A 16,614-nucleotide genomic window follows, 5' to 3' on the forward strand; every position below is an offset into this window, starting at 1 on the left:
GCAATGTACCTGCGGGAGCCGGCTTGCCGGCGAGGGTGCCAGCAAGGCCAACGAACCTGCTGGATCAGGCAAACACAAAGTATTTACGCACCGTCTCGACCACTTCCCAGGTCCCTTTCATCCCCGGTTCGATCACGAACACATCACCCGCCTTCAGGTGCTTCGGCTCTTCACCTTCCGGGGTAATGATGCAGTAGCCGTCGAGGAAGTGGCAGAACTCCCACTTCTCGTAATTGACCTCGAACTTGCCCGGCGTGCAGATCCAGGTGCCCATGATCTTGCTGCCGTCGGCCGACAGGTAAGCGTTGAGGTTGACGGTGTGCGGGTCGCCGCCAATGCGCTTCCACTTGGTGGCGTCCACGACCGGCGTCGGGCAGGTTTCGCGCAGGACGGTGATGAAATCGGACATGGCACAACTCCTGATGACTGGCTGAGTGACTCGCCACCATAGGGGGATTGGCTGAGCCGCAGTTGCCTGGGGTCGACGTTCAGGTGCCTGGTCGCGCTATGCGGTGAAGAAATGACGCGGCGACGGGTAGAGGCCTCAAACGTGTGCCGCTTGTGCGGGCCTCTTCGCGGGCTTACCCATTCAGGCGTTTACCAATCGCTCGACCAACCCGGCCGCATACCCAGGCAGCACCGTGAAATCCCGCGCGCATAACAGCAACCGGCGATTGGCCCACTCCTCGCGCAGCGCGACCCAATGCATCGGCAGCAGGTCTTCCCAGCGCTTCACCGCTGCCAGCGGCACTACGCCCACCCCGGCGCCCCCGGCGACCATACGGATCACCCCGTCAAAGCCCTCCGCGCGGACCCGCACGCGCATGCGCCGGCCCTCGTGCAGGGCCTGCTCCTCCAGATACAGCGCCAGGGCGCTGTTCGCCCCCAACCCCACATGGCCATGGGCAAGGCTGTCGACAAAACTGGGCGCTGACGCCGAGCTGAGAGGGTGGTCCAGCGGCATGACCAACACCAGCGGGTCGTCGCGAAACGGCAGCGTCTGCAGGTGCGTGCTGGGGGCTGCAGTGGAGATGATGCCCAGGTCGGCCATGCCCTGGGTGATCGAATGCACGATCCGCAGGCTCGGCAGTTCCTGGACATCGACACTGACGCCGGGGTTGTCGGCGAGGTACCCGGCCAGCAGCTCCGGCAAGTATTCGGCCAGCGCCGCCGTATTGCACAACAGGCGCACCTGGCCCTGTTGGCCCTGGGCATATTGGGCGAGATCGAACTGCAGGCGTTCGACCTGCTGGCCGATCAGCCTGGCATGCTGGAGCAATGCCTGCCCGGCAGGTGTCGGTTGCACGCCACGGCGATTGCGCTCCAGCAAAGGCGTGCCCAAGGAGGCCTCCATGGCGCGGATTCGCGCACTGGCAGCCGGTAGCGACAGGTGGCTGTGGCGGGCGCCGGCGGTGATATTGCCGCACTCCAGGGTGTGCTGGAAAAGCGTAAGGTCTATCAGGTCGAAATGCATCAGCCTCTGTCCTGGCGATAGTCTGGGTAAGGAGATGGCAGATTTTCAGCCGGTCGCTGGCGCGCCATCATACCGGCATGGATACCTTACTTGCTTTCTATCAGAATATTGGCCCAGCGCTTTCGCTGCTGGTGGTTGTCACCTTCATCCTGGCCGGCACGGTCAAAGGTGTGATTGGCCTTGGCCTGCCTACCGTCGCCATGGGGTTGCTTGGCCTGGCTATGCCTCCGGCGCAGGCTGCAGCCTTGCTTATCGTGCCGTCAACCCTCACCAACCTCTGGCAACTGGCCGCTGGCGGGCATCTGCTGGCGCTCTTGCGGCGTCTTGGGCCGACGCTGGCAGCAATCTTCGTTGGCACATTGGTTGGCAGTGCCTGGCTTGGAATCAACAGCGGCCTATGGGCGGCGCATGCATTGGGTGCGGCGTTGCTGGTGTATGCGGCCTATGGGCTGCTCGGACCGGGGTTGCGGCTGGCGCCAGGGCGGGAAGGGTGGCTGGGGCCGCTGTGCGGGCTGCTGACCGGGCTGGTCACAGCCGTCACGGGCGTGTTCGTGATGCCCGCAGTGCCTTACCTGCAGAGCCTGGGCCTGAGCCGCGATGAACTGATCCAGGCGCTGGGCCTGTCGTTCACCGTCTCGACCGTGGCGTTGGCCCTGGGCCTGGCCGGGCAGGATGCCCTAGGGAGCCAGGCACTGGGGGCTTCATTGCTGATGCTGGTGCCAGCGCTGCTGGGCATGCTGGCGGGCCAGTGGTTGCGCCAGCGCATCAGTGCTGCCCTGTTCAAGCGCTGCTTCTTCATCGGTATGGCCGTACTCGGCGGCCATCTGCTGATCAACGGCTAGCAGAGGATGCGCTGAGCATCTCGATAGCCTGGATATCGAAGTCACGCTCCAGGTAGTCCATGCGCTTTTCGAAGAACTCGACCATGTGTGGCAAGGCCGAATGCACGTCCAGGGCTGCCTTGCTGGCCCACACCTCGAAGAACACGAACAGGCTGGGGTCTGCCTTGTCGCGCAGCATGTGGTATTCGATACAGCCTGGTTCCTGGCGACTCGGTTCGACGTAGGCACGGAACAGGGTTTCGAAAGCCTCCGCCATTTCCGGACGGGTCTTGGCCTTGAGGATAAAAGCGTGCTGCTCGCTCATGGGTCGCTACTCGGTGATGGATGATGAAACGATTCTAAGGCAATAATTACCTGAGCATTCGTGACTATGGATCAATTGTATTTTGACCCATGGCTGCTGTTTCCCGTGCCAGCGGGCCTCTAATCTGCCGGTCATTCCATTTGACTCGACCCCGAGGTCAGCATGAAAAAGATTCTTCTGCTCAATGGCGGTAAACAGTTCGCCCACTCCGATGGCCGCCTCAATCAGACCCTGCACGACGCCGCCCTTGCGCATTTGGATCGCGCCGGTTTCGATGTGCAGCAAACCTTCATCGACGGTGGCTATGACGTCCAGGCCGAGGTCGAGAAATACCTCTGGGCCGATGTGGTGATCTACCAGATGCCAGGCTGGTGGATGGGCGCGCCCTGGACCGTCAAAAAGTACATCGACGAAGTCTTCACCGCCGGCCACGGCAGCCTCTACGCCAACGACGGCCGTACCCGTTCGGATGCCTCGCAGAAATACGGCAGCGGTGGCCTGGTGCAGGGCAAGCAGTACATGCTGTCGCTGACCTGGAATGCCCCACAACAGGCCTTCGACGACCCGAGCGATTTCTTCGAGGGCAAAGGCGTGGATGCGGTCTACTTCCCGTTCCACAAGGCCAACCAGTTCCTCGGCATGGCCGGCCTGCCGACCTTCCTTGCGGTGGATGTGATGAAACGCCCGGATGTGCCGGCGGCGCTGGCGGCGTATGAAGCGCATTTGAATCAGGTCTTCGGCAAGGCTCAGTAAGCGCCGTTGCCAGGGGCTGGATGGCGGCCCCCTTGCGCGGGCTTCGCGCAACAGCTATCAATCTGGGCATCTTCCCTCCAAGGCCTTCTGTGTGAAAACCCGATCCGAAGAACTGCAGGTATTCGTTGCCGTGATCGATTGCGGCTCGATCTCTGCTGCCGCCGAGCAGATGGGCCAGACGCCGTCGGCGGTCAGCCGCACCTTGTCACGCCTGGAGGCCAAGCTCGGCACCACCTTGGTCAACCGCACCACTCGGCGCATGGACTTGACCGAAGAAGGCCGCTTCTTCCTCGAACGCTCACGCCGGGTGTTGGAGCAGATGGACGACATGGAAGAGCGCCTGTCGATGAACCGCCAGACCCCATCCGGGCGCCTGCGCATCAATGCCGCGGCGCCTTTCATGCTGCATGCCATCCTGCCCTGGATCGGTGAGTTCCGCCGGCAGTACCCCGGCATCGAGTTGGAGCTCAACACCGATGACCTGATCATCGACCTGCTGGAGCAAAGCACCGATGTGGCGATCCGTATCGGTGAACTGGCTGACTCCAGCCTGCATGCCCGTTCACTCGGCTGCAGCCCGGTCCAGGTCCTGGCCAGCCCCGCCTATCTGGAGCGCCATGGCACGCCGCAGCAGGTTGAAGACCTGAACAACCATTGCCTGCTCGGTTTCAGCCAGCCTGAGTCACTCAACCAGTGGCCACTGCGCCACGCCCAGGGTGACCGTTGGCCGATCCGCCCGGCGCTGATTGCCTCTAGCGGCGAAACCCTGCGCCAACTGGCATTGGCCGGGGAGGGCATCGTCAGCCTCTCGCACTTCATGACCCACGAAGACATCCGCGCCGGCCGCCTGAACGTGCTGTTGAGCGATGCCAACAACGGTTACCGCCAGCCGATCCACGCTGTTTATTACCGCAACACGCAATTGGCCCTGCGTATCCAGTGTTTCCTCGATTTCATCCAGCGCAAGCTGGCGATGTACGCCTGCTGAGTTGCCTGAACGCGACAAATCCTGCCCACGGGCGGCGAAACTTCCTCCGTGTGATTGCACAGTCGACGCGCTTCGGCCTTACTGAGTGATCAACAAAAACAACACCAAGGAAGTGTCATGCGTATTGTCCTGTTTCAGCCCTTGGCGCTCGGGGCCGTAATCCTGAGCTGTTCTTCGGCTTATGCGGTAACGCTGGAAGGTGGTGCGGTGGCCGCGCCCGATCAATATGGCGCACAGGTAGCCGCTGACATTCTGAAGAAAGGCGGCAACGCCGTGGACGCGGCAGTGGCAACCGCCTTTACGCTGGCGGTGACCTACCCGGAAGCCGGCAACATTGGTGGCGGCGGTTTCATGACCCTGTTCGTCGACGGCAAACCCTACTTCCTCGACTACCGTGAAGTCGCGCCCAAAGCGGCAACCCGTACCATGTACCTGGATGACAAGGGCGAGGTCATCGAGAACCTCAGCCTGGTGGGTGTTCGCGCCGCAGGCGTGCCCGGCACCGTGATGGGGCTGTGGGAAGCGCACCAGAAGTTTGGCAAGTTGCCCTGGAGCGAGTTGCTGACCCCGGCCATCGGCTATGCGAAAAACGGTTTCAAAGTGGCCGAGAAGCAGTACCAGTACCGCAACGATGCCCAAGGCATGTTCAAGACCGCGACCAACTTCAACGACTATTTCGGCAACATGAAAGTGGGCGAGGCATTCAAGCAGCCAGAACTGGCGCAGACCCTTGAGCGCATTGCCGATAAAGGGGTGAGCGAGTTCTACCAGGGCAAGACCGCTGAGCTGCTGGTAGCCCAGATGCAGGCTGACAAGGGCCTGATCACCCAGCAAGACCTTCGGGACTACAAGGCCGTATGGCGTGAACCGATGGCCCTGAGCTGGCGCGGCAATGTGGTGTACACCGCGCCACCGCCAAGCTCCGGTGGCGTGGCCCTGGCCCAGCTACTGGGCATCAAGGAAGAGCGTGCGGCGGACTTCAAGGGGGTGGCGCACAACTCGGCGCAATACATCCACCTGCTGGCTGAAATCGAGAAGCGTGTGTTCGCCGACCGCGCCGACTACCTCGGTGACCCTGCCTTTACCAAGGTGCCGGTTGACCAACTGATTGCCAAGGACTACCTGGCCAAGCGGGCAAGCCAGGTCAACCCGAACGCCATCTCTGACACCGACAAGGTCAAGCCGGGGCTGGAGCCGCACCAGACCACTCACTTCTCGATCGTCGACAAGCAAGGCAATGCGGTGAGCAACACTTACACCCTCAACCTCGACTACGGCAGCGGGGTGGTGGTCAAGGGCGCCGGCTTCCTGCTCAACGACGAGATGGACGACTTCAGTGCCAAGCCTGGCGCCGCCAACGCCTTTGGCGTGGTCGGCGGTGACGCCAATGCCATCGAGCCAGGCAAGCGCATGCTGTCGTCCATGAGCCCGAGCCTGATGACCCGCGATGGCAAGGTGGTGCTGGTGATCGGTACCCCGGGCGGGTCGCGGATCTTCACCTCGATCTTCCAGGTGATGAACAACCTGTACGACTACGGTATGCCGCTGGATAAGGCCGTGGCGGCGCAGCGTGTGCATCATCAGTTGCTGCCCAAGGACACCGTCTATTTCGACAGCTATGCACCGCTCACCGGGGCGGTGGCGGATGACCTGAAGAAGATGGGCTATGTGCTGGAGGATCAGGGTTGGGAGATGGGCGATATCCAGGCCATCCGGGTGGACGGGGCGAAGCTGGAAACGGCTTCTGATCCGCGCGGGCGCGGAGTGGGGGTGGTCGTTAAGTAGCCTGTTTTCAGCTTTTTGGCTTTGTCGCCGGCATGCCGGCTCCCAGAAGTACCCCGCACGCCCAGGGGGCAGTGGGGTACCTTTGGGAGCAACTTGCTCAACCGTCTATACGTTGACGCACTTGCTGTGGAATCGGTGTGCCGGGGCCGACCACCGCGTTGCCTGCTTCGCGGGGCAAGCCCGCTCCCACATCGAGCTTGTGTGGCGCGAGATCGGGCGCTAACAGCATGTGGAATTCACACCCGGAACTGGCTGACCAACGTCTGCAAGTGCCCGCCCAGGCGCGCCAGTTCGACACTCGAAGCTGCCGTTTCATCACTGGCCGTCGCCGTCTGCTCGGACACATCTCGCACATTCAGAATGCTGCGGCTGATCTCTTCAGCCACCGCACTCTGCTGTTCGGCCGCTGCGGCAATCTGCTGGTTCATCGACTGGATACTCGACACCGTGCCAGTGATGTTCTCCAGCGAAGCCCCGGCCTTGCGTGCCAGTTCCACACTGCTGTCGGTCAGCGTGCGGCTACCCTGCATGGCGTTGGCCACCTGCTGAGTACCGTGCTGAAGGCTGGCAACCAGCTCTTCGATTTCCTCGGTGGACTTTTGCGTACGCTGGGCCAGGCCACGGACTTCGTCGGCGACCACGGCAAATCCACGGCCCGCCTCACCGGCACGGGCCGCCTCGATCGCGGCGTTGAGCGCCAGCAGGTTGGTCTGATCGGCCACCGACTTGATCACATCCATCACGCTGCCGATCTTCTGGCTCTCCTGCTGTAACAGGCTCATGGCTTCGGTTGAGCGGTGCACTTCTTCTGCCAGGCGCTCTATCTGGCTGATTGCTTCGCCAACCACGCGATCACCTGCGCGCGCCTCTTCGTCGGCACCGGTCGCCGCATGCGAAGCCTGTTCGGCGTTACGCGCCACTTCCTGAACGGTCGCGGCCATTTCGTGCATGGCCGTGGCGACCTGGTCGGTTTCGACCTTCTGGCTGTTGGCACCGGCACTGGTTTGCTCGGTTACCGCCGACAGCTCTTCGGCAGCGCTGGCGATTTGAGTGACGCCGTCGCGGATGCCGCTGATCAGCTCGCGCAGGGTCGTGCCCATACGGGCGATGCCTTGCTGCAGCACGCCGATTTCATCGCGGCGGGTCACGCGCATGTCGTGGGTGAGGTCACCACTGGCGATCTGCTCCACCGCGTGCAGGGTCTCGCGCAGTGGCCGGGTGATTTGCCGGGTGATGATGACCGCCGCCAGTACCCCGGCCAGCAGCGCCAGCAGCGTGGCGATGATCTGCAGATTACGGGCCTGGCTGCTTTCGGCGTTGCGACGCTCCAGCTGGATGTCGTACAGCGCATCGCTGCGCTTGACGATGTCGCTGCCCTGCACGGTCATTTCCGCACGGGCGACGGTGATATCGGCGATTGCATCGCGGAACTGACGCACGGCCTGGAGGTAGGCCTGTACCGACTGCTCAAATTGCTCCACGCGTGTGGTTTCGGCCGGCAACTGGCGCTTGAGGTTGTCGATTTCGACCAACGCCGCTTCGAGCTGGCGCAATGCCGCTTGTTCGTTGGCGGCCGAGTTGTCGGCGATGTAGCCACGCACGTCGATGCGCACCAACAGCAGCTGTTGGCGCACTTTACTGATCAGCTGGTATTGCGCCAGGCGCACGCTGTCCGGCTCGGGGCGGCCCATGACATCCTGGCTGAGGCTTTCCATGGCCTCGTCAGCCTTGCCTGCCGACGCACTCATCACGCCAAGGGCGGCCCGTGAGCTCTGATAGCCGGCACGCATCTTGTTAAGCGAAACCCGGTAGTCGCTGAGGGTTTGTCCCAGCGCGTTCAGCAGCTTGACGTTCTCTGGGCTCTTGAAGGTGCCGGCCAGGTACTCCTGCTGTTTGCTGAAAATGTCGAGCTTGGCCTGCGTGTTGGCGGCTGCGGCATCGTCGCCGTCGGCGATCATGTACTGCAGGCGCGCCACACGCAGGTCGGTCAGGTCTTTGTTGAGCTGACCGATGTCGCCCATCCAGTTGCTGCGGGCGATAAGGCTGCCCAGGCTAGTCCAGCCGGTCAGGGCCAGCAGGGCGGTAAGGATCAGCACCAGGCCGAAGCCCAGGCCGAGTTTGAGGTTTACGCTGATATTGGCGAACCAGCTGTTCATGCACGCTCTCCAGAAATGATTTCGCTTACTTGATCTTCGATCGCGAAGCGTTGTTATTCTGGATGCCCGCTGAATCGTGCAGGGGTTATCGGCAAGCAGGGGTGAAGCTGAAACGCTTTTTCAGCAATTTTTCGCCCTGTAAAAACGTTTGCTTTTTGCGGGTTCCGCCGCTTGCCGAACTTGCAGGTACCCTTACAAGCTGCGTGCACTGAAGGTGTCGCAACTGTTCACTTCACCTTTGGCGAACCCTGCCTTGAACCAACGTACCCGCTGCGCCGAGGTGCCATGGGTGAAGGAGTCAGGCACCACGCGCCCCTGGCCCTGCTGCTGCAGGCGGTCATCACCAATGGCATTGGCCGCATTCAACGCTTCCTCGACATCCCCCGGCTCAAGCCAGTTGAGGCGTTGCTGCGCCTGATAGGCCCACACACCGGCCAGGCAGTCGGCTTGCAGTTCCTGGCGCACCAACAGGCCATTGTCACCCTCCAGGCGTTGGCCGTTGCGGCGGGCCGCGTCGACCTTGGCCGAGACGCCGAGCAACGTCTGCACGTGGTGGCCGATTTCGTGGGCGATCACGTAGGCCTGGGCGAAATCACCGGCGGCGGCGAAACGGGTTTCCATTTCACGGAAGAACGACATGTCCAGGTAAACCCGCTGGTCCGCCGGGCAGTAGAACGGGCCGACCGCCGCCGAAGCGAAGCCGCAAGCGGAATTGACCTGGCCACTGAACAGCACCAGCTTGGGGTCGCGGTACTGCTTGCCAGCCTGGGAGAACAAGGCCTTCCACGTGTCTTCGGTATCGCCCAGGATCGAGGCGACGAACTGCGCCTGCTCGTCGTTGGCTGCGGGTGCCTTGTTGCCTGCACCACTGGGGGCCTGTTGCTGTTGCTCCATCTGGCCGGCGAGCTGGCCAAGTATCTGCAGCGGATCCTGGCCGGTGAGCCAGCCGATGCCGACGATGAGCAAAATGGCGCCGAGCCCGAGCCCTTTACCGCCACCAAAGCGCATACCGCCGCCGCCACCTTCGCCACGGGCATCGACTACGTTGTCGCTGCGCCGGCCTTTTCGCCATTCCATGAAATGCTCTCCAGGGCGTGAAACATGAAGACAAAGATTAGATCACCACGGGCAAACGTACTAATACATAACCATTTGGTTATGTATAGAGCGGCTGATTTCAATATTCATCCCCCGCGACCTATCTGAAACTGCAAGTCCGCCTGCCACGCACAGGCGTTCTGATAATTCCAAGAGAGGAAAACGGCATGCCCGCCCAGGACAACAGCCGCTTCGTGATCCGTGATCGCAATTGGCACCCCAAGGCGCTGACCCCCGACTACAAGACGTCCATTGCCCGCTCGCCGCGCCAGGCACTGGTCAGCATCCCGCAGTCGATCAGCGAAACCACCGGCCCCGACTTTTCCCACCTGGGCTTCGGTGCCCATGACCATGACCTGCTGCTTAATTTCAACAACGGTGGCCTGCCGATCGGTGAACGCATCATCGTTGCCGGTCGTGTGGTCGATCAATACGGTAAACCGGTGCCCAACACCCTGGTTGAAATGTGGCAGGCCAATGCCGGTGGCCGCTACCGGCACAAGAACGACCGCTACCTGGCACCGCTTGACCCGAATTTTGGCGGTGTCGGCCGCTGCCTGACCGACCGCGACGGCTACTACAGCTTCCGTACCATCAAGCCCGGCCCGTACCCTTGGCGCAATGGCCCCAACGACTGGCGCCCGGCACATATCCACTTCGCCATCAGCGGCCCGTCGATCGCCACCAAGCTGATTACCCAGCTGTATTTCGAGGGTGATCCGCTGATCCCGATGTGCCCGATCGTTAAGTCGATCGCCAACCCTGAAGCGGTGCAGCAGCTGATCGCCAAGCTCGACATGGGCAGCGCCAACCCCATGGACTGCTTGGCTTATCGCTTCGACATCGTGCTGCGCGGCCAGCGCAAGACACACTTCGAGAACTGCTGAGGACCCTCGCCATGCCAATCGAACTGCTGCCCGAAACGCCTTCGCAGACTGCTGGCCCCTACGTGCACATCGGCCTGGCCTTGGAAGCGGCCGGCAACCCGACCCGAGATCAGGAAATCTGGAACCGCCTGGCCAAGCCGGACGCACCAGGCGAGCACATTGTGTTGATCGGCCACGTGTATGACGGCAACGGCCACCTGGTGCGCGATTCATTCCTTGAGATCTGGCAGGCCGACGCGGATGGCCACTACCAGGACGCCTACAACCTGGAAAACGCCTTCAACAGCTTCGGCCGCACCGCCACCACCTTCGATGCCGGTGAATGGACCGTGCATACGGTCAAACCCGGCGTGGTGAAGAACGCTGCCGGTGTGCCCATGGCGCCGCACATCAACCTCAGCTTGTTTGCACGCGGCATCAACATCCACCTGCACACGCGTCTGTATTTCGATGACGAGGCACAGGCCAACGCCCAGTGCCCAGTGCTCAACCTGATCGAGCAGCCGCAGCGCCGTGAGACCTTGATTGCCAAGCGATGTGAAGTGGATGGGAAGACGGCGTATCGCTTCGATATCCGCATCCAGGGGGAAGGGGAGACGGTGTTCTTCGACTTCTGAGTCAATTGAGGCCGCTTCCACAGGTCACCAGCGTTCTCAACAACGCTGGCGCATCCTGTGGGAGGGCCTTTCCCGGCGAATGGGCTGCACGGCAGCCCCCCGCAACCCGAAGATCAGCGCCGAACCAGCAATACCCCACTCTCCATGTGGTGGGTATAGGGGAACTGGTCGAATAACGCGCAACGCTCGATTCGATGGGTATCCTGCAATTGCTCGATATTCGCCGCCAGTGTTTCCGGGTTGCACGAGATATACAGAATCCGCTCAAAGCGCCGTGTCAGCTCGCAGGTGTCAGGGTCCATGCCTGCACGCGGCGGGTCGACGAATACGGTACCGAACGCGTAGCTTTTCAGGTCGATGCCTTCCAGCCGGCGGAACGGGCGCACGTCGTTCAGCGCCTGGGTCAGCTCTTCGGCCGACAGGCGCACCAACCGCACGTTATCCACAGCGTTTTCGTCAAGGTTGCTCAGCGCGGCATTGACCGACGTCTTGCTGATTTCCGTGGCCAGCACCTGGCGTACGCGGGTAGCCAGTGGCAAGGTGAAGTTGCCGTTACCGCAGTACAGCTCCAGCAGGTCGTCATCACGCTCACCGATGGCGTCGAACGCCCAGCTGAGCATCTTCTGGTTGACCGCGCCATTGGGTTGGGTGAAGGCGCCTTCCGGCTGGCGGTAGCTGAATACGCGGCCAGCCACGTCGAGTTTTTCCACCGCGTAATCGCGCCCGATCACCAGGCGCTTGCCTTTGGATCGGCCGATCAGGCTTACCCCCAATTCCTCGGCCAGCTGCCGCGCTACCACTTCCCATGCCTCGTCCAGCGGGCGGTGGTAGCACATCGTGACCATCGCGTCGCCGGCCAGGGTGGTGAGAAACTCTACCTGGAACAGACGATTGCTCAGCGCCTCGCTGGCTTGCCAGGCCGCCTTCAGGCGGGGCATCAGTGCATTGATGCGCTCGCTGGCGATGGGAAAGTCCTCGATCAGGATGGCCTTATGCTTCTCACCCGGGGCGAACATCGCATAGTGGCGCTGGCCGTCTTCACGCCACAGGCGGAACTCGGCACGCAGGCGGTAGTGCTCGCGCGGCGAGTCGAAAACGGCCGGCTCCGGCGCACCAAAGGGGGCCAGCAGCTCGCGCAGGCGGGCAACCTTGGCCTGCAGTTGCGCGTCATAGGTGGAGGGGTCGAAAACAGCACTCATGCGTTGAACCAGCCCAGCTTGATGACGAACAGGATGGAAAGGATCACCAAGGCCGGGTTCAGGTCGCGGTGGCGGCCGGAGATCAGCTTGACGGCAGTCCAGGCAATGAAGCCGAACGCAATGCCGTTGGCAATCGAATAGGTCAGCGGCATGGCCAGGGCGGTCACCACCACGGGTGCGGCCTCAGTTACATCATCCCAGTTTATTTCCGCCAGGCCCGAGGCCATCAGTACCGCGACGAACAGCAGCGCCGGGGCGGTGGCGAAGGCTGGCACGCTACCGGCCAGCGGGGCGAAGAACAACGCCAGCAGGAACAACACGGCGACCACGATGGCCGTCAAGCCGGTACGGCCACCGGCACTCACGCCTGCGGCAGACTCGATGTAGCTGGTTGTGGTCGAGGTGCCCAGCAGCGAGCCGGCCATGGCGGCGGTGCTGTCGGCGATCAGGGCGCGGCCCATCTTTGGCATGTGGCCGTCCTTGCCCATCAGCCCGGCGCGTTTGGCCACGCCGATCAGGGTGCCCGAGTTGTCGAACAGGTCGACGAACAGGAAGGCGAAGATCACGCTCACCAGGCCCACATCGAGGGCACCGGCGATGTCCAGCTGGAGGAAAGTCGGTGCCAGCGACGGCGGCATGGAGACGATGCCGCCGAATGGCGTCACGCCCATCACGATCGAGGCGACCGTGACCGCCAGAATGCCGATCAGCACCGCACCGCGCACCTTCAGCGATTCGAGCCCGACGATCAGGAAGAAGCCCAGCGTGGCCAGGATCGGTGCGGGCTGCTTGAGGTCGCCCAAGCCCACCAGGGTGGCCGGGTTATCGACGACGATGCCGGCGTTGTGCAGGGCGATGAACGCCAGGAACAAGCCGATGCCCGCCGCGATGGCCGAGCGAAGCGGCAGCGGGATGCTGTTCACAATCCATTCGCGGATGCGGAAAATCGACAGCAGGAAGAACATCACGGCCGAGAGGAACACCGCACCCAGTGCGACCTGCCAGGTGTGGCCCATGTGCAGGACCACCGTGTAGGTGAAGAACGCGTTCAGGCCCATGCCCGGCGCCAGGGCAATCGGGTAGTTGGCGATCAGGCCCATGGTCGCTGAGCCGATGGCCGCAGCCAGGCAGGTGGCGACGAAGATCGCCCCTTTGTCCATGCCGGTCTCGCCGAGGATGCTCGGGTTGACGAACAGGATGTAGGCCATGGCCAGGAAGGTAGTGACGCCCGCGAGTATCTCGGTGCGCACGTTGGTGTTGTGTGCTCTTAGTTGAAACAGCCTTTCCAGCATGCCCGCTCCCCAAGGCGCCCCCGGCGCCGTGAATGTATCGACCCCATCAGCAAAGCACAGACCGTACCGGTTGCCGTGGTTTTGTGTGGGGAGGAAAAAAGCCGCGCATCATACCAGCATGGCTGGCGGGGGCCTATGGCCGTTGGGGAATGGACGTTGAGTGCGTCCATCCGGCCCCATCCGCGGCTTTTCGGCGACAGGGCCCTCGAGTCGGCACGTTACCCGTTGTGCAAGCGGTCCCGCTTGGCCAGCGTAGGGAACAGTTTTATCCACACCCCCGTCACCACCAATGTGCCCACACCGCCGAGCACCACGGCTGGCACTGTGCCAAACCAGTGCGCTGTGACCCCGGATTCGAACTCGCCGAGCTGATTCGAGGCACCGATGAACAGGCCGTTCACCGCGCTCACCCGGCCACGCATCTCGTCCGGCGTTTCCAGTTGCACGAAGGCGCCGCGGATCACCATGCTGATCATGTCCGCCGCGCCCAGCACCACCAGCACCGCCAGCGAGAACCAGAACGAAGTTGACAGGCCGAAGGCGATGGTCGCTACGCCGAAGACGCCGACCGCGGTGAACATGGTACGGCCGACTTTGCGCTGTACCGGGAAGCGTGCCAGCCACACCGACATCAGCAATGCCCCCACTGCCGGTGCCGAACGCAGCAGGCCCAGGCCCCAGGGGCCGGTGAGCAGGATGTCCTTGGCGAACACCGGCAGCAGCGCAGTGGCACCGCCCAACAGCACGGCGAACAGATCGAGCGAAATTGCTCCGAGGATATCGGGTCGGCTGCGGATGAAACGGATTCCGGCCAGCAGCGACTCCAGGTTGGCGCGCCCGCGCTGGGGAACCTGCTGGCGCGAATCCAGGCTCAGCATCAGCAGGCAGGCAATGGCGTACAGAGCCACCGTAGGGCCATACACCCAGATACTGCCGAAAGCATACAGAAAGCCGCCCACGGCGGGCGCGACGATGGTCGCTGCCTGGGTAGCCGAGGCCGAGGCCGCCACTGCCCGTGGAAACAGCCCGGCGGGGACCACGTTGGGCAACAGCGCCTGGGTGGCGGGCATCTCGAACGAGCGGGTAGCGCCCAACAGGAAAGCCAGGGCGAAGATCAGCTCGCGGCTGACGTTGTCGGTGGCGCTGCCCAGCGCCAGCACCAGGGCGATCAGGCCCTGCAGCGTCTGGCACAGGGCCGCGACCTTGCGCCGGTCATAGCGGTCGGCTACATGCCCGGTGTGCAGCATGAACAGTACCCGTGGCGCAAACTCGACCAGGCCGACCAGGCCCAGGTCAAGCACGTTGCCGGTGAGTTGGTAGAGGTGCCAGCCAATGGCCACGGTCAGCATCTGAAAGCCGCTGGCGGTGAAAACACGGGCCAGCCAGAAGGCCATGAAAGGGCGGTGGTGACGCAACAACTGCGGTGTGGAATCGGACATCGGAAGCTGTGGCCTCGGCGCAGTAGAGGGGCCGGAAGATTATCATCTGTTTGTAACAAGCAGTTACTGTTTGCCCTGTTCGGCACTTTTTCGCGCGTTATTGAAGAGGGTGAGACAACGGGTCACGCGGCATTCAACCACACGGCCCGGCAGGCCATTCACGACTATGCTTCCTAGCATTCGTTGATCTGGATCAATCGTTCCAGACGCAACGAATAGGCCTTTGGGCCCAATTCCCTGCGATTGCACAGAACAATTCCAACGCAGCGCACTCGATTAACGTGGGGGCAGCAGGCGTGACGGCCATGGGCCCAAACGCCGGATTATCTGAAGAGGAAGCACTATGTTCGGTTTAGAGGCCCTAGATCTCGCCCGAATCCAGTTTGCGTTTACCGTGTCCTTTCACATTTTGTTCCCGGCCATCACCATTGGCCTGGCGAGCTACCTGGCCGTCCTCGAAGGCCTTTGGCTGAGGAGCCACAACCAGGTCTACCGTGACCTTTACCACTTCTGGTCGAAGATCTTCGCCGTCAACTTCGGCATGGGTGTGGTTTCCGGCCTGGTCATGGCCTATCAGTTCGGCACCAACTGGAGCCGTTTTTCCGACTTCGCCGGTGCGGTCACAGGCCCCTTGCTCACCTACGAGGTGCTGACCGCCTTCTTCCTCGAGGCGGGGTTCCTGGGGGTCATGCTGTTTGGCTGGAACCGCGTGGGCCGTGGCCTGCACTTCTTCGCCACGGTAATGGTGGCCATTGGCACCTTGGTGTCGACCTTCTGGATCCTGGCGTCCAACAGCTGGATGCAAACCCCGCAAGGCCACGAAATCATCGACGGCCGCGTGGTGCCGGTGGATTGGCTGGCAGTGATCTTCAACCCGTCGTTCCCCTACCGGTTGATGCACATGGCCACCGCCGCGTTCGTCGCCACGGCGTTCTTCGTCGGGGCCTCGGCGGCATGGCACCTGCTGCGTGGGCGTGACAACCCGGCAGTGCGCAAGATGCTCTCGATGGCCATGTGGATGGCTTTGGTGGTTGCCCCGATCCAGGCTGTAATCGGCGACTTCCACGGCCTCAATACGCTCAAGCACCAGCCGGTGAAAATCGCCGCTATCGAAGGCCATTGGGAAAACGTCCCTGGCGAACCTACCCCGTTGATCCTGTTCGGCCTCCCCGACATGAAGGCCGAGACCACCCGCTTCAAGGTTGAGATCCCGGCGCTCGGCAGCCTGATTCTCACCCACAGCCTGGACAAGCAGGTGCCGGCAATGAAGGAGTTCCCGCCCGAGGACCGGCCCAACTCGACCATTGTCTTCTGGTCGTTCCGGGTCATGGTCGGGCTTGGGTTCCTGATGATCTTCGTCGGCCTGTGGAGCCTGTGGCTGCGCAAGCGCGGCACGCTCTACAGCTCACGGCCGTTCCTGTACCTGACCCTGTGGATGGGGCCGTCCGGCCTGATTGCCATCCTGGCAGGCTGGTTCACCACCGAGATCGGCCGCCAGCCGTGGGTGGTCTATGGCCTGATGCGCACTTCGGAGGGGGTTTCCAACCATAGCTACACCCAGCTCGGCTTCACCTTGGTGGCGTTCGTGGTGGTGTACTTCGCCCTGTTTGGCACCGGCCTGGGCTACATGATGCGCCTGGTGCGCAAAGGGCCGAAGACGGGTGAGGGCGATGAGCATACACCGGGTGGCCCCGGCCAGAAACGCACACCGGCACGTCCGCTGTCTGCCGCCGATGATGGCCGTGAGGCCACCACTGCCAGCCTGAGCAAGGAGAACTGA

The 16,614-nt window shown here is 62.5% G+C and carries 15 protein-coding genes; 7 read left to right on the forward strand and 8 right to left on the reverse strand.

From position 1 onward, the window contains the following. Nucleotides 1–64: 64 nt before the first annotated feature. Both APH34_RS00050 and APH34_RS00055 read right to left on the reverse strand, forming a co-directional pair. Nucleotides 65–409, reverse strand: coding sequence for a cupin domain-containing protein (locus APH34_RS00050; RefSeq protein ID WP_003258412.1), 345 nt, complete (start codon nucleotides 407–409; stop codon nucleotides 65–67). 180 nt (nucleotides 410–589) lie between these two features. Beyond that, nucleotides 590–1,474 carry a LysR family transcriptional regulator gene (locus APH34_RS00055; RefSeq protein WP_054899132.1) on the reverse strand — a complete coding sequence of 295 codons (885 nt, stop codon included), beginning with the start codon at nucleotides 1,472–1,474 and terminating at the stop codon, nucleotides 590–592. A 77-nt stretch (nucleotides 1,475–1,551) separates the two neighbouring features. Between APH34_RS00055 and APH34_RS00060 the strand changes: the two genes are divergently transcribed. Continuing rightward, nucleotides 1,552–2,316 carry a sulfite exporter TauE/SafE family protein gene (locus APH34_RS00060; RefSeq protein WP_054899133.1) on the forward strand — a complete coding sequence of 255 codons (765 nt, stop codon included), beginning with the start codon at nucleotides 1,552–1,554 and terminating at the stop codon, nucleotides 2,314–2,316. Here the strand turns inward: APH34_RS00060 and APH34_RS00065 are convergent. Next, nucleotides 2,306–2,620 carry a putative quinol monooxygenase gene (locus tag APH34_RS00065; protein WP_054899134.1) on the reverse strand — a complete coding sequence of 105 codons (315 nt, stop codon included), beginning with the start codon at nucleotides 2,618–2,620 and terminating at the stop codon, nucleotides 2,306–2,308. The two genes, APH34_RS00060 and APH34_RS00065, sit on opposite strands and share 11 nt — an antisense overlap. 162 nt (nucleotides 2,621–2,782) lie before the next feature. Between APH34_RS00065 and APH34_RS00070 the strand changes: the two genes are divergently transcribed. The 3 genes from APH34_RS00070 (at nucleotide 2,783) to ggt (ending at nucleotide 6,146) form a co-directional block, all read left to right on the forward strand. Then, nucleotides 2,783–3,373: an NAD(P)H-dependent oxidoreductase gene (locus tag APH34_RS00070; protein WP_054899135.1), complete on the forward strand. Its 591-nt coding sequence runs from the start codon at nucleotides 2,783–2,785 to the stop codon at nucleotides 3,371–3,373. A 91-nt stretch (nucleotides 3,374–3,464) separates the two neighbouring features. Beyond that, the gene (locus tag APH34_RS00075; RefSeq protein ID WP_054899136.1) at nucleotides 3,465–4,361 is read left to right on the forward strand and encodes a LysR family transcriptional regulator; all 897 of its coding nucleotides are present in this window, start codon (nucleotides 3,465–3,467) and stop codon (nucleotides 4,359–4,361) included. Between the two features lie 117 nt (nucleotides 4,362–4,478). After that, on the forward strand, nucleotides 4,479–6,146 hold the full coding sequence (gene ggt / locus APH34_RS00080) for a gamma-glutamyltransferase (RefSeq protein WP_054899137.1): 1,668 nt from the start codon (nucleotides 4,479–4,481) through the stop codon (nucleotides 6,144–6,146). Nucleotides 6,147–6,382: 236 nt separating this feature from the next. Here the strand turns inward: ggt and APH34_RS00085 are convergent, their stop codons facing one another. Together APH34_RS00085 and APH34_RS00090 are read right to left on the reverse strand one after the other, a co-directional pair. Further along, a complete protein-coding gene (locus tag APH34_RS00085; RefSeq protein ID WP_054899138.1) occupies nucleotides 6,383–8,302 on the reverse strand; it encodes a methyl-accepting chemotaxis protein in 1,920 nt (639 codons plus the stop codon). Between the two features lie 192 nt (nucleotides 8,303–8,494). Continuing rightward, nucleotides 8,495–9,379: a neutral zinc metallopeptidase gene (locus tag APH34_RS00090; protein ID WP_054899139.1), complete on the reverse strand. Its 885-nt coding sequence runs from the start codon at nucleotides 9,377–9,379 to the stop codon at nucleotides 8,495–8,497. Between the two features lie 188 nt (nucleotides 9,380–9,567). Here APH34_RS00090 and pcaH point away from each other — a divergent pair, with 188 nt between their 5' ends. Together pcaH and pcaG are read left to right on the forward strand one after the other, a co-directional pair. Beyond that, nucleotides 9,568–10,287 carry a protocatechuate 3,4-dioxygenase subunit beta gene (gene pcaH / locus APH34_RS00095; RefSeq protein ID WP_054899140.1) on the forward strand — a complete coding sequence of 240 codons (720 nt, stop codon included), beginning with the start codon at nucleotides 9,568–9,570 and terminating at the stop codon, nucleotides 10,285–10,287. Nucleotides 10,288–10,298: 11 nt separating this feature from the next. After that, nucleotides 10,299–10,904: a protocatechuate 3,4-dioxygenase subunit alpha gene (pcaG, locus tag APH34_RS00100; RefSeq protein WP_054899141.1), complete on the forward strand. Its 606-nt coding sequence runs from the start codon at nucleotides 10,299–10,301 to the stop codon at nucleotides 10,902–10,904. Nucleotides 10,905–11,017: 113 nt separating this feature from the next. On the opposite strand, the gene trmA is transcribed toward pcaG, so the two are convergent. The 3 genes from trmA to APH34_RS00115 all read right to left on the reverse strand — a co-directional run bounded on the left by trmA (nucleotide 11,018) and on the right by APH34_RS00115 (nucleotide 14,834). Then, nucleotides 11,018–12,103, reverse strand: coding sequence for a tRNA (uridine(54)-C5)-methyltransferase TrmA (gene trmA / locus APH34_RS00105; protein ID WP_054899142.1), 1,086 nt, complete (start codon nucleotides 12,101–12,103; stop codon nucleotides 11,018–11,020). Beyond that, on the reverse strand, nucleotides 12,100–13,395 hold the full coding sequence (locus tag APH34_RS00110) for an NCS2 family permease (RefSeq protein ID WP_054899143.1): 1,296 nt from the start codon (nucleotides 13,393–13,395) through the stop codon (nucleotides 12,100–12,102). Before APH34_RS00110 ends, trmA begins: the two co-directional genes overlap by 4 nt. Nucleotides 13,396–13,613: 218 nt before the next feature. Then, the gene (locus tag APH34_RS00115; protein ID WP_054899144.1) at nucleotides 13,614–14,834 is read right to left on the reverse strand and encodes an MFS transporter; all 1,221 of its coding nucleotides are present in this window, start codon (nucleotides 14,832–14,834) and stop codon (nucleotides 13,614–13,616) included. A 343-nt stretch (nucleotides 14,835–15,177) separates the two neighbouring features. Between APH34_RS00115 and APH34_RS00120 the strand changes: the two genes are divergently transcribed. Continuing rightward, a complete protein-coding gene (locus tag APH34_RS00120) occupies nucleotides 15,178–16,614 on the forward strand; it encodes a cytochrome ubiquinol oxidase subunit I (RefSeq protein ID WP_054899145.1) in 1,437 nt (478 codons plus the stop codon).

It is taken from the genome of Pseudomonas sp. NBRC 111131 (assembly GCF_001320525.1).
Lineage (GTDB): Bacteria > Pseudomonadota > Gammaproteobacteria > Pseudomonadales > Pseudomonadaceae > Aquipseudomonas > Aquipseudomonas ceruminis.

Excerpts from the sequence above, each read along its gene's own strand:
- APH34_RS00055 (WP_054899132.1), bottom strand. The coding sequence starts at position 1,474 with ATGCATTTCGACCTGATAGACCTTACGCTTTTCCAGCACACCCTGGAG.
- ggt (WP_054899137.1), top strand. The coding sequence starts at position 4,479 with ATGCGTATTGTCCTGTTTCAGCCCTTGGCGCTCGGGGCCGTAATCCTG.
- APH34_RS00065 (WP_054899134.1), bottom strand. The coding sequence starts at position 2,620 with ATGAGCGAGCAGCACGCTTTTATCCTCAAGGCCAAGACCCGTCCGGAA.
- APH34_RS00085 (WP_054899138.1), bottom strand. The coding sequence starts at position 8,302 with ATGAACAGCTGGTTCGCCAATATCAGCGTAAACCTCAAACTCGGCCTG.
- APH34_RS00120 (WP_054899145.1), top strand. The coding sequence starts at position 15,178 with ATGTTCGGTTTAGAGGCCCTAGATCTCGCCCGAATCCAGTTTGCGTTT.
- APH34_RS00050 (WP_003258412.1), bottom strand. The coding sequence starts at position 409 with ATGTCCGATTTCATCACCGTCCTGCGCGAAACCTGCCCGACGCCGGTC.
- APH34_RS00090 (WP_054899139.1), bottom strand. The coding sequence starts at position 9,379 with ATGGAATGGCGAAAAGGCCGGCGCAGCGACAACGTAGTCGATGCCCGT.
- pcaH (WP_054899140.1), top strand. The coding sequence starts at position 9,568 with ATGCCCGCCCAGGACAACAGCCGCTTCGTGATCCGTGATCGCAATTGG.
- APH34_RS00110 (WP_054899143.1), bottom strand. The coding sequence starts at position 13,395 with ATGCTGGAAAGGCTGTTTCAACTAAGAGCACACAACACCAACGTGCGC.
- APH34_RS00060 (WP_054899133.1), top strand. The coding sequence starts at position 1,552 with ATGGATACCTTACTTGCTTTCTATCAGAATATTGGCCCAGCGCTTTCG.
- APH34_RS00115 (WP_054899144.1), bottom strand. The coding sequence starts at position 14,834 with ATGTCCGATTCCACACCGCAGTTGTTGCGTCACCACCGCCCTTTCATG.
- pcaG (WP_054899141.1), top strand. The coding sequence starts at position 10,299 with ATGCCAATCGAACTGCTGCCCGAAACGCCTTCGCAGACTGCTGGCCCC.
- APH34_RS00070 (WP_054899135.1), top strand. The coding sequence starts at position 2,783 with ATGAAAAAGATTCTTCTGCTCAATGGCGGTAAACAGTTCGCCCACTCC.
- trmA (WP_054899142.1), bottom strand. The coding sequence starts at position 12,103 with ATGAGTGCTGTTTTCGACCCCTCCACCTATGACGCGCAACTGCAGGCC.